General features: G+C 73.6%; 25 protein-coding genes and 1 tRNA gene. 19 read left to right on the forward strand and 7 right to left on the reverse strand.

Annotation, left to right across the window (positions count from 1 at the left end; genetic code table 11):
* Positions 1 to 131 precede the first annotated feature (131 nt).
* A complete protein-coding gene (locus tag AB0910_RS24185) occupies positions 132 to 812 on the forward strand; it encodes an NAD(P)-binding domain-containing protein (RefSeq protein WP_366746722.1) in 681 nt (226 codons plus the stop codon).
* 159 nt (positions 813 to 971) lie between these two features.
* Here the strand turns inward: AB0910_RS24185 and AB0910_RS24190 are convergent, their stop codons facing one another.
* Positions 972 to 3224, reverse strand: coding sequence for a terpene synthase family protein (locus AB0910_RS24190; protein WP_366746723.1), 2253 nt, complete (start codon positions 3222 to 3224; stop codon positions 972 to 974).
* 251 nt (positions 3225 to 3475) lie between these two features.
* Between AB0910_RS24190 and AB0910_RS24195 the strand changes: the two genes are divergently transcribed.
* From AB0910_RS24195 to AB0910_RS24210, 4 genes are all read left to right on the forward strand, one after another.
* Positions 3476 to 4099 (forward strand): HhH-GPD-type base excision DNA repair protein, encoded by a 624-nt coding sequence (locus tag AB0910_RS24195; RefSeq protein WP_366746724.1) that lies wholly within the window; start codon positions 3476 to 3478, stop codon positions 4097 to 4099.
* On the forward strand, positions 4096 to 5592 hold the full coding sequence (locus AB0910_RS24200; protein ID WP_366746725.1) for a M28 family peptidase: 1497 nt from the start codon (positions 4096 to 4098) through the stop codon (positions 5590 to 5592). The genes AB0910_RS24195 and AB0910_RS24200 overlap by 4 nt, the downstream gene beginning before the upstream one ends.
* Before the next feature lie 180 nt (positions 5593 to 5772).
* A complete protein-coding gene (locus AB0910_RS24205) occupies positions 5773 to 6075 on the forward strand; it encodes a type II toxin-antitoxin system VapB family antitoxin (RefSeq protein WP_235795497.1) in 303 nt (100 codons plus the stop codon).
* 114 nt (positions 6076 to 6189) lie between these two features.
* Positions 6190 to 6852, forward strand: coding sequence for a LytR C-terminal domain-containing protein (locus AB0910_RS24210; protein WP_366746726.1), 663 nt, complete (start codon positions 6190 to 6192; stop codon positions 6850 to 6852).
* 37 nt (positions 6853 to 6889) lie between these two features.
* On the opposite strand, the gene upp is transcribed toward AB0910_RS24210, so the two are convergent.
* On the reverse strand, positions 6890 to 7525 hold the full coding sequence (gene upp, locus AB0910_RS24215; RefSeq protein WP_366746727.1) for a uracil phosphoribosyltransferase: 636 nt from the start codon (positions 7523 to 7525) through the stop codon (positions 6890 to 6892).
* A 139-nt stretch (positions 7526 to 7664) separates the two neighbouring features.
* Between upp and AB0910_RS24220 the strand changes: the two genes are divergently transcribed.
* The 4 genes from AB0910_RS24220 (at position 7665) to AB0910_RS24235 (ending at position 9274) form a co-directional block, all read left to right on the forward strand.
* A complete protein-coding gene (locus AB0910_RS24220; protein WP_366746728.1) occupies positions 7665 to 7853 on the forward strand; it encodes a hypothetical protein in 189 nt (62 codons plus the stop codon).
* 223 nt (positions 7854 to 8076) lie between these two features.
* Positions 8077 to 8625: a hypothetical protein gene (locus tag AB0910_RS24225; protein ID WP_366746729.1), complete on the forward strand. Its 549-nt coding sequence runs from the start codon at positions 8077 to 8079 to the stop codon at positions 8623 to 8625.
* Positions 8626 to 8693: 68 nt separating this feature from the next.
* Entirely contained in the window at positions 8694 to 9158 is a 465-nt protein-coding gene (gene tadA, locus AB0910_RS24230) for a tRNA adenosine(34) deaminase TadA (protein WP_366746786.1), read from the forward strand.
* Between the two features lie 31 nt (positions 9159 to 9189).
* A tRNA-Ser gene (locus AB0910_RS24235) sits at positions 9190 to 9274 on the forward strand.
* Between the two features lie 381 nt (positions 9275 to 9655).
* Here the strand turns inward: AB0910_RS24235 and AB0910_RS24240 are convergent.
* The gene (locus AB0910_RS24240) at positions 9656 to 10030 is read right to left on the reverse strand and encodes a MerR family transcriptional regulator (RefSeq protein WP_366746730.1); all 375 of its coding nucleotides are present in this window, start codon (positions 10028 to 10030) and stop codon (positions 9656 to 9658) included.
* Between the two features lie 143 nt (positions 10031 to 10173).
* On the opposite strand from AB0910_RS24240, the gene AB0910_RS24245 reads away from it, so the two are divergent.
* From AB0910_RS24245 to AB0910_RS24260, 4 genes are all read left to right on the forward strand, one after another.
* Positions 10174 to 11115, forward strand: coding sequence for an NADP-dependent oxidoreductase (locus tag AB0910_RS24245; RefSeq protein ID WP_366746731.1), 942 nt, complete (start codon positions 10174 to 10176; stop codon positions 11113 to 11115).
* Positions 11116 to 11280: 165 nt separating this feature from the next.
* Entirely contained in the window at positions 11281 to 12039 is a 759-nt protein-coding gene (locus AB0910_RS24250) for a TetR/AcrR family transcriptional regulator (protein WP_366746732.1), read from the forward strand.
* Positions 12036 to 12779 (forward strand): SDR family oxidoreductase, encoded by a 744-nt coding sequence (locus AB0910_RS24255; RefSeq protein ID WP_366746733.1) that lies wholly within the window; start codon positions 12036 to 12038, stop codon positions 12777 to 12779. Before AB0910_RS24250 ends, AB0910_RS24255 begins: the two co-directional genes overlap by 4 nt.
* 117 nt (positions 12780 to 12896) lie before the next feature.
* Positions 12897 to 13061: a hypothetical protein gene (locus AB0910_RS24260; protein ID WP_366746734.1), complete on the forward strand. Its 165-nt coding sequence runs from the start codon at positions 12897 to 12899 to the stop codon at positions 13059 to 13061.
* A 93-nt stretch (positions 13062 to 13154) separates the two neighbouring features.
* Here the strand turns inward: AB0910_RS24260 and AB0910_RS24265 are convergent, their stop codons facing one another.
* The 3 genes from AB0910_RS24265 to AB0910_RS24275 form a co-directional block, all read right to left on the reverse strand.
* Entirely contained in the window at positions 13155 to 13925 is a 771-nt protein-coding gene (locus AB0910_RS24265) for a DUF4232 domain-containing protein (RefSeq protein WP_366746735.1), read from the reverse strand.
* 98 nt (positions 13926 to 14023) lie between these two features.
* Entirely contained in the window at positions 14024 to 15166 is a 1143-nt protein-coding gene (locus AB0910_RS24270; protein WP_366746736.1) for a hypothetical protein, read from the reverse strand.
* Complete coding sequence (locus AB0910_RS24275) at positions 15163 to 16578, reverse strand: cytochrome P450 (RefSeq protein ID WP_366746737.1); 1416 nt, start codon at positions 16576 to 16578, stop codon at positions 15163 to 15165. Before AB0910_RS24275 ends, AB0910_RS24270 begins: the two co-directional genes overlap by 4 nt.
* 466 nt (positions 16579 to 17044) lie before the next feature.
* Between AB0910_RS24275 and AB0910_RS24280 the strand changes: the two genes are divergently transcribed.
* The 4 genes from AB0910_RS24280 (at position 17045) to AB0910_RS24295 (ending at position 19775) form a co-directional block, all read left to right on the forward strand.
* Positions 17045 to 17209 (forward strand): hypothetical protein, encoded by a 165-nt coding sequence (locus AB0910_RS24280; protein ID WP_345648620.1) that lies wholly within the window; start codon positions 17045 to 17047, stop codon positions 17207 to 17209.
* 46 nt (positions 17210 to 17255) lie between these two features.
* Entirely contained in the window at positions 17256 to 17549 is a 294-nt protein-coding gene (locus AB0910_RS24285; RefSeq protein ID WP_366746738.1) for a Dabb family protein, read from the forward strand.
* A 193-nt stretch (positions 17550 to 17742) separates the two neighbouring features.
* A complete protein-coding gene (locus AB0910_RS24290) occupies positions 17743 to 18651 on the forward strand; it encodes an RNA polymerase sigma factor SigF (RefSeq protein WP_366746739.1) in 909 nt (302 codons plus the stop codon).
* Between the two features lie 233 nt (positions 18652 to 18884).
* Entirely contained in the window at positions 18885 to 19775 is an 891-nt protein-coding gene (locus AB0910_RS24295; RefSeq protein ID WP_366746740.1) for an RNA polymerase sigma factor SigF, read from the forward strand.
* Positions 19776 to 19962: 187 nt separating this feature from the next.
* Here the strand turns inward: AB0910_RS24295 and AB0910_RS24300 are convergent, their stop codons facing one another.
* Positions 19963 to 20175 (reverse strand): hypothetical protein, encoded by a 213-nt coding sequence (locus tag AB0910_RS24300; protein WP_366746741.1) that lies wholly within the window; start codon positions 20173 to 20175, stop codon positions 19963 to 19965.
* 343 nt (positions 20176 to 20518) lie between these two features.
* On the opposite strand from AB0910_RS24300, the gene AB0910_RS24305 reads away from it, so the two are divergent.
* Both AB0910_RS24305 and AB0910_RS24310 read left to right on the forward strand, forming a co-directional pair.
* On the forward strand, positions 20519 to 21019 hold the full coding sequence (locus AB0910_RS24305; protein WP_366746742.1) for a MarR family winged helix-turn-helix transcriptional regulator: 501 nt from the start codon (positions 20519 to 20521) through the stop codon (positions 21017 to 21019).
* Positions 21020 to 21106: 87 nt separating this feature from the next.
* Positions 21107 to 23623, forward strand: coding sequence for an MFS transporter (locus tag AB0910_RS24310; RefSeq protein WP_366746743.1), 2517 nt, complete (start codon positions 21107 to 21109; stop codon positions 23621 to 23623).
* Positions 23624 to 23751 lie beyond the last annotated feature (128 nt).

The raw sequence follows: 23751 nt of genomic DNA on the forward strand, positions 1-23751 counted from the left end.
CGCCGCCCCGTTCCACGTGAAACATCACCGCTCGCCGGCCGCCGTGCCGCCGAGCGGGTGGCGGGTCGGCGCTGGGGCGGCGCTGGGTCGGGGGACGGGAACAACGGGGGTGGTGGGCGGGTTGGGCGGGCATGGCTACTTTGGGACTCATCGGCAGTGGGCACATCGGCGGCACGCTCGCGCGGCTCGCGGTGGACGGCGGACTCGATGTGGTGATCAGCAACTCCAGGGGACCGGAGACCCTGGCCGACCTGGCGGCGGAGCTCGGGCCGCGGGCGCGGGCCGCGACTCCGGCCGAGGCGGCGGCCGCGGGCGACTGGGTGGTGGTGAGCGTGCCGCTCAAGGCGTACACGCAGCTGCCGCGCGAGGCGCTCGCCGGGCGGACGGTCCTCGACACCAACAACTACTACCCGGAGCGCGACGGGCACATCGAGGCCCTGGACGACGGCTCCACGACCAGCAGCGGGCTGCTCCAGGACTTCCTCGGCGACTCGGCGCACGTCGTCAAGGCGTTCAACAACATCTTCTTCAAGCACCTGGGGGCGCTGGCCAGGCCGGCGGGCGCGCCCGACCGCACGGCGCTGCCCATCGCGGGCGACGACGCGGAGGCCAAGCGCCGGGCCACCGAGCTGCTCGACCACCTCGGCTACGACGCGGTGGACGCGGGCGCGCTGGCCGAGGGCAGGCGCTTCCAGTCGGGCACGCCCGCGTACGGGCCGCCGTACGCGAAGGACCCCTCGCAGCCCTTCGCCGGGCAGGAGGCCGGGCCCGCCTCGGCCGCCGAGATCCGCGCGTACCTCGCGAAGGCCTGACGGGCATGCGCGAGGGCCCGGTGGCATGAGGGTGTGCGCACCCCGCACGGCCGGGCCCTCGCGTGCCCCTGCCTGATCCCGCACGGCCCGCCCACCCCTGCGCGGGGCGCCTACGCGGGCGCGCGGGTCCCGGTCAGCGCGGTCCTGGACCCACGGGGGTCATGCCGCGCCGAGGCGGGCGGCCGCCGTGCCGGGGCCCGTGAGGGTCGGTGGCAGCCAGCGCGGCTCCGGCCGGTCCTCGATCAGGTCGGCCTCCCGGTAGCGGTGGCAGCCCTCGTGCCAGACGAGGATGCCGGAGAGCCAGTTCTCCAGCTCCCGCACATAGCCGCCGAGCGCGGCCCTCGCCTCGCCGTCCAGCGCGAAGTCCTCGCACACCACGGGCAGTTCGTGCGCCACCAGATGCTGGAACTGCCGCATCCTGGCGTGCATCAGATCGACCACGATGCGCAGGGCGGCCGGGTAGTCGCAGGCGAAGAAGTTCTGCACGACGAGGATCCCGTTGTGCACCTCGCCCTCGTACTGGATCTCCTTCTGGTACGAGAACACGTCGTTGAGCAGGCACGCGTAGTCCTGCGCCGCGTTCTGGAGCGCCTGCACGGGCCCGCTGTCCAGCACCTCGCGCGGGACCGTGTCGCCGAGGCCAATCCTGCACAGGCTCATCGTCAGGTCGGACCCGAACGTCCTGCGCCGCATCTCGGTGTAGTCGACCGGGTCGGGGATGCGGTTCTGCGCCTGATTGGCCAGCTCCCACAGCCAGCTGTCGACCATGTCGTCGACGGCCTTGCGGAAGGCGCGCCTGCCCCGGTCCGCCATCGGGCCGGCCGTGCGCGTCCACAGGTCGTCGAGGCCGCGCTCCAGCGCGTTCGCCGGGGGCGGCACCTGCGCCATGTCGAGCGGCATGAACAGCCGCAGCCGCTCGTTGCACGCCTTCGCGCCCGCGAGGTCGCGGGTCGTGCCGTACACCACCGGGTAGTAGTCGTCGCCGTACGTGCCCCACGCGAGCCACGCCGAGGTGAGGTCGAGCCCCTCGGGGGTGGCGTCGGGGTGGATGCCCGCCGCGCACAGCGGCAGGTCGATGCGGCGCAGCCGCCGCTCGTCCCAGACACCCGAGCAGGGGACGCCGGGCTGCGGCACGAGGATGCCCATGCGGTGCGCCCACTCCACGACGTGCTCGCGTGCCGCGTCGAGGTGGGGGCTGAGGCCGGGCTCGAACGGCATGCCGAGGTCGGGCACGACCGAGGGCCCCGTCTCCTGGAACGGCACATGGGCGTGGCTGCGCAGCCGGGCGGCGCCGCCCGCGGTCAGCGACTTCAGGAAGGCGGAAGCGGCCGTGCCGAGCCCCGCGGGCGTCATCGCGAAGCGGGCGCCGTACAGCCCGGTGAGGCCGCCGCCCGGCAGCGGCGGCGGGGCGTCCTGCGGGCCGCCGCCGTTCATGTAGCGGCTGGAGCGCATGTGCCACTCGTGGCCGCCCGACTGCCAGTCCTGGAGGCCCTTGACGTAGGCGAGGGTGTCGGCGATCCCCTTCGGCGTGGTGCCCTTCTCGGCGAACAGCGGGGCGAGTTCGGTCAGCGCGGTGTTGTCGAACTGCTGGAGCCTCGACGTCAGCAGGTCGTTGACCGCGTCCGCGGCCTCCTGCGTCGTGCAGCCGAGGAAGGTCTCAAGGACCAGCACGCCGTTGCTCAGCTCGCCCTCCTCCTCGACCTCGCGCTGGTAGGAGAAGAGGTCGTTGCGCAGGTGGACCGCGTCGGAGAAGGTGTCGCGCAGCACCAGCAGGGGCCGGGTGGGGGCCAGCTCCGCGGGGACCTCGGCGCCGACCGCGTACTCCACGAGGCCGGCGGACCAGGGGGCGCCGCCGACCTTGCGGCGCATCTCGATGTACTCGACCGGGTTGGCGATCCGGTCCGCGTCGATGTTGGACAGCTCCCACAGGGACTCGTTGAGGAGGTTCTCCGTGCTGGTGGCGAACCTGCGCCGCCACTCCCGCGACATGCCGGGGACCGTACGGGCCCACAGGTCGGCGAGGCCCGCCTCGACGGGGTTGGCCGGCTCGGGGAACCCGTCGGCCAGGTCCATCGGCATGAAGGCGGGCAGCCGGTCCAGATACGCCTTGCCGCCCTCACGGTCCCGGTCGCGCTTGAACGCCTCGAGGAAGTGGTCGTCGAAGAAGAAGACCCACACGTACCAGTCGGTGACCAGGCAGAGCGCGGATCCGTCGCAGTCGGGGTGGGTGTACGAGCACAGCAGGCCGTAGTCGTGGGCCTCCAGGTCGCTCTCCTCCCAGATGCCGGAGCCCTCCAGCATCCCCATCTCCCTGGCCCAGTGTCTGCTGTGCTCCCTCGCCTCCTCCAGATGCGGATTGAGCCGGGCCGGATACGGCATGTAGAAATCCGGCAGTTCAAAAGGCTGTGTCACGGGTGCGCGGCCTTTCCCCATGGTGCTCGGCGATTCTCGGAAGGGATCGTGCTGCGCCGGAAAGGGCTGGTCGGACGGGGTGCGGGAATGCCTGGACAGCAGAAACCGCCCCCTTTCGCCGTGCCCCCCGGTCGGCTCAGCATTACCCTTCGCGCGGGTACGCCATCCGTGGCCCGAAACAGTCATATCAGCACATCGAACCTGTGGATTAATTTCTGCGCGCCGCGCAGGAACGGGCGACGATGGCGTGCATGAGCGACACCAGGCGCACCCTCCGGATCGCACAGCACCCGCAGGCGGACGAGCTGCTGGCCCGCAGCCCGCTCGCCGCGCTCGTGGGCATGCTGCTCGACCAGCGCATCCCCATGGAGTGGGCCTTCACAGGCCCGTACACGCTGGCCGCGCGGATGGGCACCGACGACCTGGACGCCCGGGAGATCGCCGCGTACGAGCCCGAGGCGTTCACCGCGCTGTTCACCGAGAAGCCCGCGGTGCACCGCTACCCCGCGTCGATGGCGCAGCGCGTGCAGCAGCTGTGCCAGTACCTGGTGGAGACGTACGAAGGGGACGCGGCGGCGGTGTGGGAGGGGGCGTCGTCGGGCGCCGACGCGCTGCGCCGGCTGAACGCGCTGCCCGGGTTCGGCAGACAGAAGGCGCAGATCTTCCTGGCCCTGCTCGGCAAGCGGCTCGGGGTGCGGCCGCCGGGCTGGCGGGAGGCGGCGGGCCACTACGGGGACGAGGGCGCGTACCGCTCTGCGGCCGACATCACCGGCCCCGAGTCGCTGGCGAAGGTGCGCGCCTTCAAGCAGGAGGCGAAGCGGGCGGCGAAGGCCGCGGCCCCGGAGAAGGAGGCCCCCGAGGAGGAGGCGCCGTGAGGGCGGCACGGCGCGCCCGTCCCGCGGTCCTGGTCGCGGCGGTGGCCGCGCTGCTCGCCCTGCTGGCGTCCGCGCTGCCCGCCGCCGCGGCGGACACGCCGGACGCGCAGGCGCGGGCGGCGGCGCGGCTCTCCCGGCACCTGGTGCGCGCGGCGACGGCTGCCGGTGCGCTGCGGCACCTCAGGGAGTTCCAGCGGACAGCGGACGCGTCGGGCGGCACCAGGGCCGCGGGGACGCCGGGGTACGACAGGTCGGCGGCGTACGTGCACGACGTGCTGAAGGCCGCCGGCTACCGCGTCGCGTACGAGACGTTCTCCTTCCCGTTCGCCGCAGCGGCCCCGCGCACGCTCACCGTCCGCGGCCGTACCGTCCCCGTCAGGCCCCTGCGGGAGACCGCGCCGCTCCCCGGCGGCGGCGCCGCGCGCGGCGTCACCGGCCGGGTGGCGGCGCTTCCTGCGGGCGCGGCCCCGGGGTGCGCGGCCGCCGACTACGGGAGGCCGCGGCCCGGCAGGTACCGGGGCGCGATCGCGCTGGTGGAGCGCGGCGGCTGCGGCATCGCGGCCAAGGCGCGCGCGGCGGCGGCCGCGGGCGCGGTCGCCGTCCTCGCCTACGGCGGCGCGGGCGGCAGGGGCCCGGGGGAGAGCCGCTCGTCGGCGGCGGTGGTACCGGTCGGCGGGCTCACCGGGCGCGACGGCGAGCGGCTGGCCCGGCAGGCGGCGGCCGCGGCCCGGCAGGGCGGGGGCGCGGTGACCGCCACGCTCGGCCTGCGGGAGGTGCGCGAGCGCCGCACCACGCGCAATGTGATCGCCGAGACGCCCGGCGGGGACGCGGGGCACACGGCCGTGCTCGGCGCCCATCTCGACTCGGTCCCCCGGGGCCCGGGGATCAACGACAACGGCTCGGGCGCCGCGGGCCTGCTCGACGTGGCGCTCGCCCTCGCGCACAGCGGCGACCGGCTCGGGCACCGGGTCAGGTTCGCATGGTGGTCGGCCGAGGAGGAGGGGCTGCTCGGCTCGACGGCGTACGTCAGGCATCTGACAGCCGCACAGCTGCGGTCTGTCGCGCTGTATCTGAACTTCGACATGATCGCCTCGCCCAACCACGCGGAGCTGGTCTACGACGGCGACGGCTCCGCGCCCGGCGGCCCCGGCGCGCTCCCGGCCGGCTCGGCGGGGCTGGAGAAGGGGTTCGCCGACTACCTCGACAGCCGGCATCTGCCGCACCAGGCGGCGGAGTTCGACGGCCGCTCCGACTATGTGCCCTTCCTGGCGGCGGGCGTCCCCGCGGGCGGCGTCTTCACCGGTGCCGAGGGGGTCAAGACCCGGGAGGAGGCCGAGGAGTACGGCGGGCGCGCGGGCGTCGCGTACGACCCCTGCTACCACCGCGCGTGCGACGACCTGTCCCGGGTCGACCTGGCCGCGCTCGACACCAACGTCGACGTGATCGCGCACGCCGTCGGCACGTACGCGCACGATCTGCAGGGGGTGGCGTGAGCCGGCTCGGCGCCCCCGCACCCCCGCACCCCCGCACCGCCGGTCCGCACCGGGAGTGGTCGGCAGTTCACCGGAGGGAACAGTTCCGCTCATTTTCCCTCCCCCTTGGGCAGGAATTGCCGCCTTTGCCCCCCACCGCGCGGGCTGCGCCCAACAGGGCGCGCCCGGTAGGCTTTCCGTGTGATCTTCAAGCGCATCGGAAACGGGCGGCCGTACCCTGCTCACGGCCGGGAGTCGGTCCGGCAGTGGGCGGATGTCGCGCCGCGCCCGGTCCGCCTCGACCAGCTCGTGACCACCAAGGGCCAGCTGGACCTGGAGACGCTGCTCGCCGAGGACTCGACCTTCTACGGCGACCTGTTCGCCCATGTCGTGAAGTGGCAGGGCGACCTCTATCTGGAGGACGGGCTGCACCGGGCGGTGCGCGCCGCGCTCCAGCAGCGCCAGGTCCTGCACGCCCGCGTCCTGGAGCTCGAAACGGGCTGACCCGGCGGGCCCCGGGCACGCCCGCTGGGCCTTTCGGGGCGAATCGCTGGGCCGCCCGCGCGATCCGCTGATCGTTTAGTAGGAATCACTCGGGGCGCGCACTACGCTGCGTTCATGAGCATGCTCACTCCCCCTGGGCTCGGCGGGAAGTACCGCATCACGGGCGACAAGTACCCCCGCATGCGCCGTCCCCGCCGCCGTGGCAGGACAGCCTTCATCGCGGTGCTCGCCGTGGCCGTCCTCGGGCTCGTCGGCTGGGGGACCCAGCAGCTCATCCATGTCTTCTCGGGCGACGCCGACAAGGCCGTCGCCTCGGACCGGCCCTCCTGCAAGCCGTCCGCCGCGCCCGCGGCGCTGCCGAAGCCGGGTCAGATCACCGTCAACGTCTACAACGCGACCCCGCGCAGCGGTCTCGCCCAGCAGACCGCCGACGAGCTGAAGAAGCGCGGCTTCCGGGTCGGCACGGTGGGCAACGCGTCGGCGCAGTACGACAAGAAGGTGCCGGGAACCGGTGTCCTGCTCGGCGGGTCCGCCGCGCCCCACGGCACGCTCAGCGTCCTCGGCACGCAGCTCGAAGGCGCCAGGACCACGACCGACGGGCGCACAGGCAAGGACGTCGACCTGATCATCGGCACCGGGTTCCACGCACTGACGGTGCAGAAGACCGCGGACACCGAGCTCGCCTCGCTCGCCAAGCCCGCGCCGCGGCCCGGCTGCGCCCAGGGCAGCGGGAAGCCGGCGGCGAAGGCGGGCGCGGAGCCGGCCGCCCACCACTGAGCCCCCTGCCGGCCACCGGGCCGCACGTGCCCGGCGCTCAGCCCGAGGTGCCGTAGAGCCGGTCGCCCGCGTCGCCGAGGCCCGGCACGATGTAGCCGTTCTCGTTGAGCCGCTCGTCCACCGCCGCCGCGACCACCGTCACCGGCGCGCCCGCCAGCTCGCGTTCCATCGTCTCCACGCCCTCGGGCGCGGCCAGCAGCACCACAGCGGTGACGTCGTCCGCGCCGCGCCCGATCAGCTCGCGGATCGCCGCGACCAGCGTGCCGCCGGTCGCGAGCATCGGGTCGACGACGTACACCTGCCGGCCGGAGAGGTCGGCGGGCAGCCGGTTCGCGTACGTGGACGCCGTGAGGGTCTCCTCGTCGCGGACCATCCCGATGAAGCCGACCTCGGCGCTCGGCAGCAGCCGGATCATGCCGTCGAGCATGCCCACGCCCGCCCGCAGGATCGGCACGACGAGGGGCCGCGGGTACGACAGCTTGACGCCGGTCGTCGTCGTGACCGGCGTCTCGATGTCGACCTGCTCGGTCCGCACGTCCCGCGTGGCCTCGTAGGCGAGCAGGGTGACCAGCTCGTCGGCGAGGCGCCTGAAGGTGGCCGAGTCGGTGCGCCGGTCGCGCAGTGTGGTGAGTTTGTGCGCCACCAGCGGGTGGTCGACGACGTGAATCCGCATGCCGAAGAGGGTAACCGGAGGCCAAGGCGCTACGCGCAGCAGCGACCGCCCGCGCCCTCCCCACCTGCGGCGGGAACGAGAAGGGCGGGGCACGACCGTGCAGCCCCGGCGCGGTCCCTACACGCGGGAGGTGGCACCGATGGCGGAGGAAGCAGAGGAAGGTCACGAGGACGCGGGCCGCGCGGACGACGCGGCCCGGCGCCGCAGGCGCGCCCAGTTCCTGCGCGAGCTGGCCGAGGCCAAGGCGCTGCGGGAGCGCGTACGGCCCCAGCACGCGCGGGCCGCGCGGCTGCGGCGCCAGCTGCGGATGCGCTCGTTCCGGTGGTGACCTCGGGCGTTGCGGCCCCGCGCGCCCGGCGGCGGCGTGCCGGGACGGCCGCCGCGGGGTGGCCCGCGCGGGGGTGGCGCGAGCACGGCGAATAAAATGTGCGCACGACGCAACGGCGGAAGACCTCTCGCGAAGCGCTGGTTTCTGCCACGATTCCGAGTGGACGGGGCACAGCGCAGCGCACCGCCCGATCGTCACACCTCTGACCAGTGGGAGAGTCACGGTGTACTTCGCCGCACTGCTCGCGCGCACCGAAGACGGGTGGGAAGCGAGCGACACAGACCTCGACGACGTGGAAACCCTCGCAGACCTGACCGACCTGGCCCGCGAGGCGTCGGTGGACGAGGACACGGTCCTCGTCTTCATCGAGCAGGAGGACGCCTGGTTCGGCATCGTGCGGGTGGACGGCGAGGACGACCCCCGCATCTATGTCTCGGATGCGGCGGCCGCCACGCGCTCCTCGTACGGGGAGATCCTCGTCGACGAACTGACCGGCGGCGACGAGGACGACGCCGCCGCCGACCTCGACACGCTGGATCTCGACGGGACCGAGGACGGCGAGGACGACTTCGAAGCCGACACGGACGACACGGAGGAACCGGGCGCGGAAGCGGGAGGCCGGGGCGACCACCCGGCGGGCCCGCTCGGCGACCGGCAGATCCTGGACGACTTCGGCTTCTCCGAGCGCGAGCTGCTCGCCGTGGAGACCGAGGCGATGGCGGAGATCGCCGACGCGCTCGGCGCATCCGAGGTGCTGGAGGCCGTGCGCTAGTGGCAGCGGGCGGACCGGACGGCCGGGGCGTACCGGCCGATCCGGTGCGCGCCCCGTGGCAGCAGTGGATGCGCCGGGCCCTGGCCGAGGCGGAGCGGACGGCGGCCGCGGGCGACGTGCCCGTGGGCGCCCTCGTCCTGTCCCCCACCGGGGCGCTGCTCGCCACCGGCCACAACGAACGCGAGGCGACCGGCGACCCGACCGCCCACGCCGAGGTGCTCGCGCTGCGCGCCGCAGCCGCGCGCCTCGGCGAGTGGCGGCTGACGGGCTGCACGCTCGTCGTCACCCTGGAGCCCTGCACGATGTGCGCGGGCGCCCTGGTGCAGGCCAGGGTCGACCGGGTGGTCTACGGCGCACGGGACGAGAAGGCGGGTGCGGCGGGCTCGCTGTGGGACGTCGTACGCGACCGGCGCCTCAACCACAGGCCCGAGGTGATCGGCGGGGTGCTCGCCGACGTGTGCGCCGCCCGGCTGCGCTCCTTCTTCGCGGCGCACCGCGCCCCCGGAACCCCGGCCCCTGACACGGATTTCTGAACTGGGCCGACCGTGGGCTAGGATCTCTCCCGGTAGCGTGTCCGAGCGGCCGAAGGAGCTCGCCTCGAAAGCGAGTGTGGGGAAACTCACCGAGGGTTCAAATCCCTCCGCTACCGCTCTCGAACCCTCCTGATCCGCGGAAAACGCGGTCAGGAGGGTTTTTTGCGCGCACCGCCGCATACCCCGCACGCCGGGCGGGCCGCGCGCGTCCCGCGGGGCTCAGGCGCCCGTGGCCTACTGGGACGCCGCGGCCGGTGCGGCGGGCCCGGCGGGCAGGTGGGCGCCCAGACTGCCCAGGAGGCGGGGCTTCACCTCGGCGGGGGAGCCGCGCGGAGCACGGCATCGAGGCGGAGACCGAGACCGTCTCCGCCGACCGCGTCAACGAGGCCCTGGATCGGCCGGCCCGGGGCGACGTGCGCTACCGCTTCGTCGTCGACCTCGCCACGCTGCCCGCGACTGCGGCGGCGAACCGAGCGCGGGCGCCGGGCGCGGCGCGCTCACGGGTCCGTGCGAGGCGGCACGTACCGCAGGGCCAGCTCGATCGACTCCAGGTCGCGGCTCGTCCTGGCCACCCGCTCGCGCAGCCTCACGGCCTCCTGCTCCAGCAGCGCGACCACCTCGCGCGGCAGTTCCGCGGGCCGTGCCTGGCCGTCGGGGCTCCGGTCGACGACCGGCAGGACGGCGCGGATGATGCGCGTGGGCAGGCCCGCGTCGAGCAGGCCGCGGATCTGCCGCACCCGCACCACCGCGGACGCCTCGTACGCGCGGTAGCCGCTCGCCGTGCGCCCGGGTTCGAGCAGGCCCTGCTCCTCGTAGTAGCGCAGCAGGCGCGCCGGCACGCCGGTGGCCGCCGCCAGCTCCCCGATCCGCACCGCGCCTCCCTTCGGCAGCCGCGCCCCTGCGCCCGGCTTGCCTTCACACCGGTGTCATACCAGCACGATCGGCGGGTGGGCCAGCTCCCCGGGCCCGGGTGCGCCCCCGCGCGGGCACACCGGTGAGCACAGGAGGCAGCCAGATGAAAGCAGTCGCTCTCCACCGGTTCGGCGGTCCCGAGGTGCTGGAGCAGGTCGAGCTTCCCGCGCCGCACGCCGGGCCGGGCGAGATACGGGTCAGGGTGCGGGCGGCGGCCGTGAACGCCCCCGACACCGCGGTGCGCACGGGCCTGTTCGCCGCGCCGGGCGAGGAGCCGCCGTTCCCGCTGGTGCCCGGCATGGAGGCCGCGGGCGTGGTCGACGAGACGGGGCCCGGCGCGACCCGCTGGCAGGTGGGCGACGCCGTGATGGTCTTCGTCGTGCCGCGGGGCGCGCACGGCGCCTACGCGGAGCAGGTCGTGGTGTCCGAGGACGCCGCCGCCGCGGTCCCTGCGGGGGCAGGCTTCCCCGGCGCCGCGACCCTGCCGATGAACGGCCTCACCGCGCGGATGGCGCTCGACCAGCTGGGCCTCGCGCCCGGCGAGACCCTCGGCGTGACCGGAGCGGCCGGCGCCGTCGGCGGCTATGCCGTCCAGCTGGCCGTGGCGGCCGGGCTGCGGGTCGTCGCCGACGCCTCGGCCGCAGACGAGGAGCTCGTACGGGGTCTCGGCGCGCACCGCGTCGTGCCGCGCGGCCCCGGGGTGGCGCGGGCGATGCGGGAGGCCGCGGGGGGCGGCGTGGCCGGGCTCGCCGACTGCGCGGCGCAGAACGAGCAGGTCACCGCGGCCGTGCGGGACGGCGGCGGGATGGCCACCTTCCGCTACTGGGACGGGAGCCCCGGGCGGGGCATCACCCTGCACACCGTGCTGGTCAGCTCGTATCCCGAGGTCGCGGCGGGGCTCGACGGCCTGCGCGTGCTGGCCGAGCGCGGGGCGCTCACCCTCCGGGTGGCGGCGACGCTGCCGCCCGCGCGGGCGGCCGAGGCCCACCGCAGGCTGGCGGCAGGCGGGGTGCGCGGCCGGCTGGTCCTGGACTTCGGCGGCTGAGCCGGGCCGCGCCGAAGCCGGGGCCGGGCCGAAGCCGAAGCCGAAGCCGGGGCCGGGGCCGCGCCGCCGGGGCTGCGGCCGCGCGTCCGCACGGAAAAGCGTCCCGCGAAAACGGCGTACACGTTCTATTGGAAACATCGCTAGCAAAGCTGTATCGTCGTTTACGTGAACGCGAAAACGAGGATTCTGGAGTCGGCGGCCGCGCTGCTCGCCGAGTCGCCGACCGGCGACATCTCCACCCGCACCGTGTGCGAGGCGGCCGGGGTCGGACTGCCGACGCTCTACCGGCACTTCGGCGACAAGGACGCCCTGCTCGCCGCGGTCGTCGACTTCGGTTTCGAGCAGTACCTCGCGTCCAAGCGGGCCGCGGTGCCCTCGGGCGACCCGGTGCGGGACGTGCGGGACGGCTGGGACGCCCATGTCGCCTTCGCGCTCTCGCACCCGAACCACTACAAGCTCATGTACTCCCCGCTGCTCAGCAGCAGGCCGGCCGCCGCCGAGGAGGCGCACCGGATGCTGACGGCCGTGGTCGAGCGCGTCGCCGCGGCCGGGCTGCTGAGCCTGCCGGTGCCGCTCGCCGCACAGATGATCATGTCCGCCAACGCGGGCGTGGCCCTCTCCCTGCTCTACCGGCCGGACATCAACAGCGACCCGGCCTTCTCCGGCCGGGTGCGCGACGCCGTGCTCGCCGCGGTCACCGCACCGGCGGCGGCCGGGGCCGCGCGGCGCGGGCCCGAGGGGGCGCCCGCCACCTCCATCGCACTCGCCGCGCAGCTGCGCGCGGCACCGCCGACCGCCCTCACGGCCGCCGAGACCGCACTGCTCCAGGAGTGGCTGGCCCGGCTCGGCGGGAGCGGGGACACCGGCACCGGCACCGGCACCGCACAGGACACCACAGCCCTCGAAGGGAACGATCCGTCATGACCAGCACCACCACCAGCCCCCGCGTCGCCCTCGTCACCGGCGGTTCCGGCGGCATCGGCCGGGCCTCGGCCGAGCGGCTCGCCCGCGACGGCTTCGCCGTCGGCGTCCACTACGCGGGCAACAGGGCACGGGCGGAAGAAGTCGTCGAGAGGATCGCGGCGGGCGGCGGGCGTGCGCTCGCCGTGGGCGGCGACGTCGCGGACGAGGCCGCCATGGGGGCCGCCTTCGACGCCGTCGAGGGGGCGTTCGGCGGCGTCGACGTGGTCGTCAACACGGCGGGGATCATGGTCCTCGCCCCGGTCGCCGAGATCGACCTGGACGACCTCGACCGGATGCACCGCACCAACATCCGCGGCACCTTCGTCGTCTCCCAGCAGGCCGCGCGCAGGGTGCGCAGCGGCGGCGCGATCATCAACTTCTCCACCTCCGTCACCCGGACGAAGTTCCCCTCCTACGCCGGGTACGTCGCGAGCAAGGCGGCCGTCGAGAGCATGTCCCTGGTCCTCGCCCGCGAGCTGCGCGGCAGGGACATCACCGTCAATGCCGTCGCCCCCGGGCCGACCGCCACCCCGCTGTTCCTCGACGGCAAGGACCAGCAGACGATCGACGGCCTGGCCGACGCGGTCCCGCTGGAGCGGCTCGGCAGGCCGGAGGACATCGCCGAGACGGTCGCCTTCCTCGCCGGGCCGGCCCGCTGGGTCAACGGCCAGGTGCTGTTCACCAACGGGGGCCTGGCATGAGCTCCAACGCCGGCGCTCCTGGGCGCCAGGTCGTCGCCGTCACCGCGGCGTCGAGCGGCTTCGGCGACCCGACCGCGCGGGCCCTCGCCCGCGCGGGGGCACACCGTCTACGCGGGCATGCGGGCGACGGCGCGGCGCAACGCGCCGCGGGCCGAGGCGCTCGACGGCGACCCCAGCAGGGACGGCAGCGAGGTCGTCTCCGCCGTCTACGACCGGGGGCGCGCCGAGTTCGTCCGGCGCATCGGGATCGAGGGCCTGCTCACCGAGGGCGCCTCGCTCTGAGGCGCACGCGCGGAGGCCGACGCACGCACGCGGGCCCCGGCCGCACGGTCGGTGCGGCCGGGGCCCGCGCCGGTCGCCCGGGGCCCGTGCGCCTCAGCCGCCGGTGCCCGGCTGGAACGTGCCGACGATCGTCGCGGCCGCCGAGGGCGGGTTCGCGCTCACCGGGCCGCCCGACCAGGCGGCCTTCAGGGACGCCTTCTCGTCGGGCGGGGTGATCTCCACGGCCGCGGGGGTGACCTTCGCGCCGCCGACCATGTCCGGGTTGGGGAAGCGCAGCGTCGCCCAGGCGCTGCTTCCGGGGGCGAGCGAGACGGCCTTCTTCTGGCTGCCGCCCTCGCGCTGCGGGTCTGAGGAGACCTGCTTGCCCGAGCCGTCGACGAACGCGAAGCCGGGGAAGCCGTAGACCGTGCAGGTGCGGCCCGACGTGTTGGTCAGCACCAGCGCGAAGTTCTCCTGGCCCGCGCCCGGGTCGTTGCTGCCGACGGACGCCTTGAGGTCCGAGGTGTGGCAGCGGGTGCTGCCCGCCGGGGTGGCGTTCGAGGTGCCGCCCCCGTCCGTGGACCGGCCGCCCGACGGCTTCGACGCCTGGCCGCTGGGCGCGCTGGAGTGCTGCTGTGCCGTGCCGGGGGACGAGGCGCCGCCGCTCGGCGCGGTGGAGCCGTCCGCGGACCGCGAGGGGCTGACGCCGTCCGTCGCCGGGCCCGCGGTGCCCGCCACCTTCTGCGGCGACGCGGGGTCGCCGCTGCCGCAGCCCGCGAGGACCGCGCCGGACGCCACCAGTGCCAGCGCGCCCACGGCCAGGCGTGCGCGCGGGGAACGGGTGCCCCGCGCCGCCGTCCGTGCCCGCCTCAGGTTCTTCGCCATGTCCTGCCACCCGTCCGTCACGAGATCTGTCGCTTTCTGTCTACACCACGTGCGATGCGGGCCCCGGCGGAAAAGTTCACGGACTTGACGGACACGGGCTAGAGGCTCGTGTCCGTGTAGCGGTCCGTCGTGCTGCTCCAGCGCCTTACGCCCTCGACGAGGGTGCGGGTCTCGCGCACGTACCAGGCGGCCTCGGGGTGGCGGGCCGCGAGGGATGCGCGGAGGGTGTCGCTCCGTACGCCGAGGCGGTCGACCTCGGCGCGTACGGCCTCGACGGCCGCGGCCCTGCTCAGGCGCTGTTCGCGCCCCAGGATGACGATCATGTTGAACGGCGAGGCGTGCCGTTCCTCGCGATCGAGCGAGTACAGGTCGTTGATGAGCGTCGCGGTGTCGGCGACGTGCGCGCGCAGCAGCCGCATCTCGCGCTCCGCGTGCAGCGCCTCGTCGAGCGCCTCGCCCCGCACCCGCTCCAGCATGTTCATGAAGGGGTACAGGCAGCTGGCGTGACGGCGCAGGTGCACGGCCTGGCGCACCGTCGGCAGGGTCGCCGCCGCGCGGTGCTGGGCCTCGGTGACGAACGTCGTCAGGCAGCGCGCCCAGTCGCGCCCCGCCCTGCGGGCCCACGCCTCCGGCATGCCGGCGCACTGCCGCCGCCACAGGTCCTGCCAGGCGGACAGCAGGCAGGCGGGGGCGCCGGGCGCCGGGGCCTCGGGCGCACGGTCCTGCGCCGCGCCGCGCTCCGGGTACGGGGGCCGCTCCAGATACCGCCCGGGGTGCCGGTCCCTGCCGCGGTTGCCCGGCCGGTCGCGCTCGCGGTCCGCGGTCGGGGGCCGGTCGCGCGCCCTGCCGCGGTCGGTGTCGCCGCCCGGGCAGGGCCCGGGCCGCCGGTCCTGCTCGGGGCCTGCCGGGTGCGGGCCCCGGCGCACGGGCGGGCGCACGCCCTGGTCGTCGTCGGGGTCCTCCAGGGTGTCCAGCAGCCGCCGCACCAGGTCGCGGCTGCCGCGCAGGTCGCGGCCCGCCGGGCCGTCGAAGTGGTCGTCGAGGATGGTGAACCAGCCGAGGGTGTCCACCAGCAGGCCACGCGCCTCGCCCGCGACCCGCGGGTAGGCGTGGGCGATCAGGTCGGGCAGCGCGTACGCCTCGTAGCGGGCGAGCGCGCGCTGCGGCAGGAGGCCCTGGCGCAGCAGCCAGGCGGCGTGGGCCTCCGTCACCGGGCGCCCGACCGCTCCGGCCATCATCATCGGGTTTCCTCCGGCGCGGTGCGCGGGGCGAACCTGACGGTGAGGCCCTGCGCCTGGACGGTCGTCCAGACGACCTCCCTGGCCGCCGAGCCCGGCACGGGCACGAGGCGGTAGGCGCGCAGCAGCGTCGCGGCGAGCACGCCGATCTCCGCCCAGGCCAGGTCCTCGCCGACGCACTTGTGCTTGCCCGCGCCGAACGGCATGGCGGCACGCCGCGCCGCCCCGCAGGACCGCTCGTCGGCGCTCCAGCGGTCCGGGTCGAAGGTGTGCGGGTCGGGGAAGAACGCGGGGTGGCGGTGGAGGGCGGTGAGGCTGAAGAGGAGCTCGCTGCCCGCCGGGATCCGGTACGCGCCGAGCGCCAGGTCCTTGGCCGCGGTGCGCATCAGGAAGGCGTTGGGCGTGTGCAGCCGCAGCAGCTCCCGCAGGGTGTCGCGGGTGTACGGGAGGTGCTCGAAGGTCTCGGGCGTCAGCACGTCGGCGGCGGCGCCCGCCGGGTCGCCGAGGTGCCCGTCGAGCTCGGCGACCACGCGGGCCAGCACGTCGGGGTGGCGCACGAGTTCGTGCAGCAGCCAGGTCATGGTGGTGGAGGCGGTCTCGGTGCCCGCGCCGAACATGGTGATGGCCTCGGACCGCACGTCGTCCTCGGTGAGCGGCTCGCCGGTGGCCGGGTCGGTGGCCGAGCGCAGCAGCGCGAGCAGCGTGTCGTCGCCGCCTGGCGCGGGCTCGCCGACGGCGCGGTCCACGACCTGGTTGATCACCCGGACCGCCTCGTCGAAGCGCCGGTTGACGGGGAGCGGGAGCCGCGCGAAGGAGGGGTGCGGGTAGAGCGAGTGGAAGATCTGGCCCTTCACCAGGTCGGGCAGCGCCCGGTGGAAGGCCGCCGCGAGGCCGTCGTCGAGGCGGGCGCCGAACAGCGTCCTCGTCACGACGTCGAGCGCGAGGTGGTTCATCTCCTTGGCCACATCGACCGGGCGGCCGTCCCCCCAACGGGATGAACGTTCCCGCACGACCTCCTGGATCACCGGCATGTAGGCGGCGGTCCTGCCCTTGGTGAAGGCGCTCTGCATGCTCCTGCGGCGGTTGCGGTGCGCCGCGCCCTCGGACATCAGCAGGCCGTCGCCGAAGGCGTCGCGCAGCGTCTGCTGGACGGCGCCGCGCGGGGCGTCGTGCGCGTGGGAGACCAGGAGTTCATGGACGAGGGCCGGCGCCGTCACCACGTACACCGAGCGCGGCCCCAGCTGGACGCGGGCCACGCCGCCGACCCCGGCGAGCGACTCGATGAAGGCCAGCGGGTCGCGCAGCAGCGGGATCAGATGGCCGAGCCCCGGAAGGCCGCCGGGCGCCCGGGGCGGCGGGGCCGCGGAGCCGGACGCGAGATCATGGGGGTCGGAGTAAGGAGCCAGCGTGGCCACGTCATCAGCCTTCCGTGAGCGGTCACTCAACAGGTATTGACGGCGGAAAAAGTTGCCGTCCGACATAACTTCTGCCGTCAACCGGCAGATGCCCCCAGCATCTCACGCTCCGCAGTCAATCGATGACTACACGTAATCGACGCACGTCGTTGGGCATATGCCAGAAGTGCGCCCCCGGGCCGCGCCCGCGCGCCCCGCGCATCCGCACGGGAGGCCCACCCGTACGAATGCACGGCAGGTGACGTGCCGTCGGAGGTTGACACCGCCCATCCGGCCAGGTGCCCCCGCACGGTGACGCGCCGTCACCTCCACCCGCCGCCGACCACCCCCGCGCGCTGCGCCCGGTCCACACCGGTCCCTCACCGGAAACCGGCGTTCGTATGGTTAAACTCACGGCTACTGCACACGGCCCCGCCCCGGGGACCGGCAGTGGACCGAGAGTCAGCCGGCGGGAGGGCGAGGGCCGATGGCGACCGCACGGAAGGTCATCCTCTACGCGATAGTCGTCTTCGTCCTCTATACGATCATCACGTCCCCGGCCCGCGCTGCCGACCTGGTGCAAGTAGGGTTCGAGGGGATATCCAACGCCGCGCAGGGCGTCGGGCAGTTCTTCACGCAGCTGATCCAGTAGCCACGGGCCCGCGAGCGCGGCACGTCCCCCCGGGAGTGAGTGCGCCGTGATCCGCCATCTGGTCCTGTTCAAGCTGAACGAGGGTGTCTCCCACGACGACGAGCGGGTACGCGCGGGCGTCCGCGCGTTCCAGGAGCTCGGCGGGCAGGTGCCCGAGATCGAGTCCTGGGAGTTCGCCCGCAATGTGAGCGGCAGGGACAACGCCTACGACTACGCCATCAACGCCTCCGTGGCCGACCCGGAGGCGCTGCGCCGCTACGCCGACCACCCCGCGCACGTGGCAGGCGTCGCCCTCTGGCGCGAGTTCGCCACCTGGGTGATCGCCGACTACCCGTTCTGAACCGGCCGGCCCCCCGCTCCGAGCCGGCCGGACCCATGCCCCACATCGGGATGATGTGGGGCATTTGGTGTTTAAGGGACAGATGATCGTCAACACGGAGTTATCGGGTGCTTGCGCATAGTGCACATGTCTTGTGATGCTATGACCGCTTTTGACCGATGAGTTGACCGCAGTTGACGAGGGGTGGCGTGACGTGTCGGCCAGTACAACGCCTCAAGCGCCGCCACAGGGCCCCTCCGCCGCGGACGCCCGGAGCGCCCCCGGCCGCCCGGCGGGGCCCGCAGAGCCGGACCGGGCCCCCGCGGCGGAGCCGGCCAGGGCACCGACGGAGAACCAGAGCAGGGCCGCCGACACCCGCGCCCTCACCCAGGTCCTCTTCGCCGAGCTGAAGACGCTCGAACCCGGCAGCGAGGCGCACCGCAGGGTGCGCGCCGCCCTGATCGAGGCCAACCTCCCGCTCGTGCGGTACGCGGCGGCCCGCTTCCGCAGCCGCAACGAGCCCATGGAGGACGTGGTCCAGGTCGGCACGATCGGCCTGATCAACGCGATCGACCGGTTCGATCCCGACCGGGGCGTGCAGTTCCCGACGTTCGCCATGCCGACCGTCGTCGGCGAGATCAAGCGCTACTTCAGGGACAACGTGCGGACCGTGCATGTGCCGCGCCGGCTGCACGAGCTGTGGGTGCAGGTCACCGGCGCCACCGAGGACCTGACGACCGCGCACGGGCGCTCCCCCACGACCGCCGAGATCGCCGAGCGGCTGAAGATCTCCGAGGAGGAGGTGCTCGCCTGCATCGAGGCGGGCCGCTCCTACCACGCGACCTCGCTCGAGGCCGCCCAGGAGGGCGACGGGCTGCCCGGGCTGCTCGACCGGCTCGGGTACGAGGACCCCGCGCTCGCCGGGGTCGAACACCGGGACCTCGTACGGCATCTGCTCGTACAGCTGCCCGAACGCGAGCAGCGGATCCTGATGCTCCGCTACTACAGCAATCTGACGCAGTCGCAGATCAGCCAGGAGCTCGGCGTCTCGCAGATGCATGTGTCAAGACTTCTTGCCCGAAGCTTTGCACGCCTTCGATCCGCAAATCGGATCGAGGCCTAACCCCCGCGGGTAGATCCTGATTTCGCGTCATCTCCCGCCCCGGCGGCTCCAGATGGCCGTTTTCCAGCGGTTGGCCCCTTCTCACATGTCGACATGTCACTACAGCGTGTTGCCGACATGTGACATTCTGCGGGTACCGCGTTTGGCTCGGCTCCGCCGCCGGTATTCAGGTGGAGGCTGCGTTCGTCGAAGAGAACGCCCAGCGCGACCGTCCGCGACCTCAAGGGGGTGGCATGTCCGCAGAACAGGGCAGCCCTAAGGTGCTCACGCTCACCAAGAGCGCTCCCGCGCCCGACGCTCTCGACACCGTGGTGGCCCAGCCGCCGGTGCCGTCCCAGCCGGAGGCCATCGATACCCGCACGCTCTCCCGCTCCCTGTTCCTGCGGCTCGCCGCGCTGGACGCACAGGGCCCCGAGGGGGTGGAAAGTCCGGAACGCACCTATGTGCGCGACACCCTCATCGAGCTGAACCTCCCGCTCGTGCGGTACGCGGCGGCTCGATTCCGCAGTCGCAACGAGCCCATGGAGGACATCGTCCAGGTCGGCACGATCGGTCTGATCAAGGCCATCGACCGTTTCGATTGCGAACGCGGCGTGGAGTTCCCGACGTTCGCGATGCCGACGGTCGTGGGCGAGATCAAGCGCTTCTTCCGTGACACCTCGTGGTCGGTGCGCGTGCCGCGCCGCCTCCAGGAGCTGCGGCTCGCGCTGACCAAGGCGAGCGACGACCTCTCGCAGAAGCTGGACCGCTCCCCGACCGTGCCCGAACTCGCCGCCGTGCTTGGCGTGTCAGAGGAGGACGTGGTCGACGGGCTCGCGGTGGGCAACGCGTACACGGCGTCGTCGCTCGACTCGCCCTCGCCCGAGGACGACGGCGGCGAGGGCTCGCTCGCCGACCGGCTCGGCTACGAGGACCTCGCGCTCGAAGGCGTGGAGTACCGGGAGTCGCTGAAGCCGCTGCTGGCGAAGCTGCCGCCGCGCGAGCGGCAGATCATCATGCTCCGCTTCTTCGCGAACATGACGCAGTCGCAGATCGGCGAGGAGGTCGGCATCTCCCAGATGCACGTCTCCCGGCTGCTGACCCGCACGCTCGCGCAGCTGCGCGAGGGCCTCATCGCGGACTGACCCCCCGGCGGGGGCCGGGCGGGAGTGATACCGGGCACACCGGCGACGGCGACCGCCGGTGTCCCGGCCGAGGCGACGCATCACCATGCGGCCGCGCGCACCGCGGCGGCCGACTGCCGCGGCGCGCGGATGCGGCGTGCCCGCCGCGAGCGCCCCCGGCGGGCCGCAGGGCGCTGCCGACGGAGCGTCAGGCGAAGGCCAGCCAGGCCACGACGGCCAGGACGACGACGACCAGCACGACGGCGACGATCACGCCCGCCTTCGGGCCACCGCTCTGCCGGACGGCCGCGGGCTGCCGCTGCGGCTCGCCCTCGTCGACGAAGGCGCGGAACATCTGGGTGCTGCCCGCGGGGTCGGGGTTGCCAGGTGTGCCCTGAGGGCCCTGAGGGTTGTGTGCCATGAGGCGAGACCCTAGCGAACACGCGGGTGCCGCCCAACCCCGGGCCCGGAAAGGGCTGTCGGGGTCATTCACGTTTCTCGCGGGTTTTGTCCGCAGCCTCCGCGCGTGCCACCGGGCCTCACCTGCGCGGAAGGCCCGGTCCCTCGCGTGCGCACACAGCCCGCGCACACAGGGGGCACAGTTTCACCGTGAATGAGTGTGCGGTCACCCGCATGCGCAAGCTTATTGATCATTCTGATGTGAAGATTTTGTTTTTTCATAATGGATCTCGTAGCCTTTCATTTGCCTGCGGCAACCAACAGGTTTATGGTTGCCCTAAGCAACGAACTGTCGGGAGGGGCCCATGGCCACACAGAGCCGGTACGTGGAACTGGCTCGCCACATCACGGCGCTCGGCGCGGTCAAACGGGCGCTGACCCGTTCGCTGCCCACCGAGTGCCCCGGCGGCCCCGCGGCCGTGCTGTCCCTGCTCAACGCCCACGGCGAGATGCGGATGAGCCGGCTCTCCGAGCTGCTCGCCGTCGACGTGTCGGTGACCAGCAGGCATGTGGCGCACGCCGCCCAGCACGGCTGGCTCGAACGGCTGCCCGACCCCGCGGACGGCAGGTCGCGGCTGCTGCGGCTGACCCCCGCGGGCCGCGACATGATCGCGACGCTCGGTGACCGGGCCGTCGAGATGATCGCCAGCACGCTGGCGAGCTGGACGGACGAGGACATCGACTCGCTCACGACCATGCTCGGGCGGCTGCGCGCCGACTTCGGGGACTGCAGGACAGCCCACGGCGACCAGCCGCTCCCCGGGCACCGGCCCCACGCGGGCGGCGTTCCGCAGCAGACCCCCTAGCCGGCGCGCGAGCCCCGCGAGCCCCCTGGGCCCCGCGGGCCCCGTGGATCACACCCCTCACACCCGTACGACAAGGAACCAGACCAGATGGCTACATCCACCCCCACCGGTGTGCGGGGCGGCCACGCCAGGCACGGCGGCGAGCCGGCCCCCGCCTCCGCCGGCACCGGCGCGCCGATGACACACCGCGAGATCATGCAGGCGCTCTCCGGCCTGCTGCTCGGCCTGTTCGTCGCGATCCTCTCCTCGACGGTCGTGACGAACGCCCTGCCGCACATCATCTCCGACCTGGGCGGCGGGCAGAGCGCCTACACCTGGGTCGTGACCGCCTCGCTGCTCGCGATGACGGCGACCACGCCCCTGTGGGGCAAGCTGTCCGACCTGTTCAGCAAGAAGCTGCTGGTCCAGATAGCCCTGAGCATCTACGTCCTCGGCTCGATCGTCGCCGGCCTCTCGGTCAACTCCGAGATGCTGATCGCGGTGCGCGTCGTCCAGGGCATCGGCGTCGGCGGCCTCTCGGCCCTGGCACAGATCATCCTGGCCGCGATGATCTCCCCGCGCGAGCGGGGCAGGTACAGCGGCTACCTCGGCGCGGTCTTCGCCGTCGCCACCGTCGGCGGCCCGCTGCTCGGCGGCGTCATCACCGACACCTCCTGGCTCGGCTGGCGCTGGTGCTTCTACGTCGGCGTCCCCTTCGCGGTCATCGCGCTGATCGTCCTCCAGAAGACGCTGCACCTGCCGCTGGTGAAGCGGAAGGTCAAGGTCGACTGGGCCGGCGCGTTCTTCATCAGCGCCGCCGCCTCGCTGCTGCTGATCTGGGTCACCTTCGCGGGCGACAAGTACGACTGGATCTCCTGGCAGACCTACGCGATGGTCGGCGGCTCGATCGCGCTCGGCCTGATCTTCCTGCTGGTCGAGGCGAAAGCCGCAGAACCGATCATCCCGCTGCGGCTGTTCCGCAACAGGACCATCACCCTGGCGTCGCTCGCCTCGCTGTTCGTCGGTGTCTCGATGTTCACCGGCACGGTCTTCTTCAGCCAGTACTTCCAGCTCGCGCGCGGCAAGAGCCCGACGATGTCCGGCGTCATGACCATCCCGATGATCGGCGGCCTCTTCGTGGCCTCGACCGTCGCCGGCCAGGTCATCACCCGCACGGGGCGCTGGAAGGCCTGGCTCGTCACCGGCGGCTTCCTGCTCACCGGCGGCCTCGGACTGCTCGGCACCATCCGCTACGACACCCCGTACTGGCACATGGCGTTCTTCATGGCCGCCATGGGCCTCGGCATCGGCATGATGATGCAGAACCTGGTGCTGTGCACGCAGAATCAGGTGCAGGCGCGCGACCTCGGGTCGGCCAGCTCCACCGTCACCTTCTTCCGCTCCCTCGGCGGCGCGATCGGCGTCTCGGTTCTGGGCTCGATCCTCAGCAACCGGGTAGGTGACTACCTCAGGGACGGCCTCACCGCGCTCGGACCGCAGGGCAGGGCCCTGGCCGCCAAGGCGGGCGACAGCGGCGGGACAATTCCTGACCTGGGCTCCATGCCCGCGCCGCTGCGGCACGTCATGGAGGTCGCATACGGTCATGGCGTCGGCGACGTCTTCCTCTACGCGGCCCCGTGTGCGTTCGTCGCGTTCGTTGTCACCTGGTTCATCAAGGAGGTCCCGTTGAGGACACGCGCAGTCGGCGACCCGTCGCAGAACCCGCAGGAGCCAGCGGCGGCCGGCTCCGCGCAGGCACAGGCGCCCGAGGACACCGCCACCTACGACCTGCCGCCCGCCGCCGGCACCGCGGCCGCCGCCGGGGCGTTCACCGGCGCGGGTGTCCCGCCGCTGCCCGACGGCACGCCCGTGCACGGCCTGGTACGCAGCGCCGAGGGCGCGGCGGTGCCCGGCGCGGCCGTCACGCTGATCTCGCTGGCCGGACGCCAGCTCGGCCGCTCGGTCGCGCGCCCCGACGGCGTGTACGCCGTGGACGCCCCCGGGCCCGGCAGCTACGTACTGATCGCATCGGCCGACGGCTTCCAGCCGCAGGCGTCCACCGTCGTCGTCGGCGAGGAACCGCTGCCGTACGACATCCTGCTCTCCGGTACGAGCGGACTCGCGGGCCTCGTCCGCGCGGCAGAGGCGGGCACGCCCCTGCCCGACGCCATGGTGATCGTCACCGACATCCGCGGCGACGTCCTCGCCACCGGCAGGTCCGACGCGCAGGGCGCGTTCGCCTTCGGGGAGCTGGTGCCCGGCTCGGTGACCGTCGCCGTCAACGCGTCCGGCTTCCGGCCGCTCGCCCTCCCGGTGGAGATCGGCGGCCAGGGCGTGACCAGGATCGAGGCCGTGCTCCAGTCCGGCGCGCTGGTGCGGGGCACCGTACGGGCGGGCGCCGACCGCCGCCCGCTGCCCGACGCGCGGGTCACGCTGGTCGACGCGGCGGGCAATGTGGTCGCCACGTCCACCACGGGCGACGACGGCGCCTACGCCTTCGCCGACCTGAACGCGGGCGACTACACGGTCATCGCGACCGGCTACCCGCCGGTCGCGGGCTCGCTGACCGTCGCAGGCCAGGGAGTCGACGGACACGACATCGAGCTCGCCCACCCCGGCGAGTGACACGGTCCCCGCCGGCCGGCGGGGACCGAGGGGGGCAGGCGGGTGCGGGCAGGGCGCGCACCGCGCACACCGGCGCCCGCCGGAGTGCGCGGACAGCGCGCCGGGCCCCGCCCGCCACGAGGCCGCCG

The sequence above is a fragment of the Streptomyces sp. NPDC047002 genome, from assembly GCF_040704505.1.
Lineage (GTDB): Bacteria > Actinomycetota > Actinomycetes > Streptomycetales > Streptomycetaceae > Streptomyces.

Bases quoted from the DNA above. Each gene is read 5' to 3' on its own strand.
- AB0910_RS24185 (WP_366746722.1), top strand. From the start codon at position 132: ATGGCTACTTTGGGACTCATCGGCAGTGGGCACATCGGCGGCACGCTC.
- AB0910_RS24195 (WP_366746724.1), top strand. From the start codon at position 3,476: ATGAGCGACACCAGGCGCACCCTCCGGATCGCACAGCACCCGCAGGCG.
- AB0910_RS24210 (WP_366746726.1), top strand. From the start codon at position 6,190: ATGAGCATGCTCACTCCCCCTGGGCTCGGCGGGAAGTACCGCATCACG.
- upp (WP_366746727.1), bottom strand. From the start codon at position 7,525: ATGCGGATTCACGTCGTCGACCACCCGCTGGTGGCGCACAAACTCACC.
- AB0910_RS24220 (WP_366746728.1), top strand. From the start codon at position 7,665: ATGGCGGAGGAAGCAGAGGAAGGTCACGAGGACGCGGGCCGCGCGGAC.
- tadA (WP_366746786.1), top strand. From the start codon at position 8,694: ATGCGCCGGGCCCTGGCCGAGGCGGAGCGGACGGCGGCCGCGGGCGAC.
- AB0910_RS24245 (WP_366746731.1), top strand. From the start codon at position 10,174: ATGAAAGCAGTCGCTCTCCACCGGTTCGGCGGTCCCGAGGTGCTGGAG.
- AB0910_RS24255 (WP_366746733.1), top strand. From the start codon at position 12,036: ATGACCAGCACCACCACCAGCCCCCGCGTCGCCCTCGTCACCGGCGGT.
- AB0910_RS24260 (WP_366746734.1), top strand. From the start codon at position 12,897: ATGCGGGCGACGGCGCGGCGCAACGCGCCGCGGGCCGAGGCGCTCGAC.
- AB0910_RS24265 (WP_366746735.1), bottom strand. From the start codon at position 13,925: ATGGCGAAGAACCTGAGGCGGGCACGGACGGCGGCGCGGGGCACCCGT.
- AB0910_RS24270 (WP_366746736.1), bottom strand. From the start codon at position 15,166: ATGATGATGGCCGGAGCGGTCGGGCGCCCGGTGACGGAGGCCCACGCC.
- AB0910_RS24280 (WP_345648620.1), top strand. From the start codon at position 17,045: ATGGCGACCGCACGGAAGGTCATCCTCTACGCGATAGTCGTCTTCGTC.
- AB0910_RS24295 (WP_366746740.1), top strand. From the start codon at position 18,885: ATGTCCGCAGAACAGGGCAGCCCTAAGGTGCTCACGCTCACCAAGAGC.
- AB0910_RS24300 (WP_366746741.1), bottom strand. From the start codon at position 20,175: ATGGCACACAACCCTCAGGGCCCTCAGGGCACACCTGGCAACCCCGAC.
- AB0910_RS24305 (WP_366746742.1), top strand. From the start codon at position 20,519: ATGGCCACACAGAGCCGGTACGTGGAACTGGCTCGCCACATCACGGCG.
- AB0910_RS24310 (WP_366746743.1), top strand. From the start codon at position 21,107: ATGGCTACATCCACCCCCACCGGTGTGCGGGGCGGCCACGCCAGGCAC.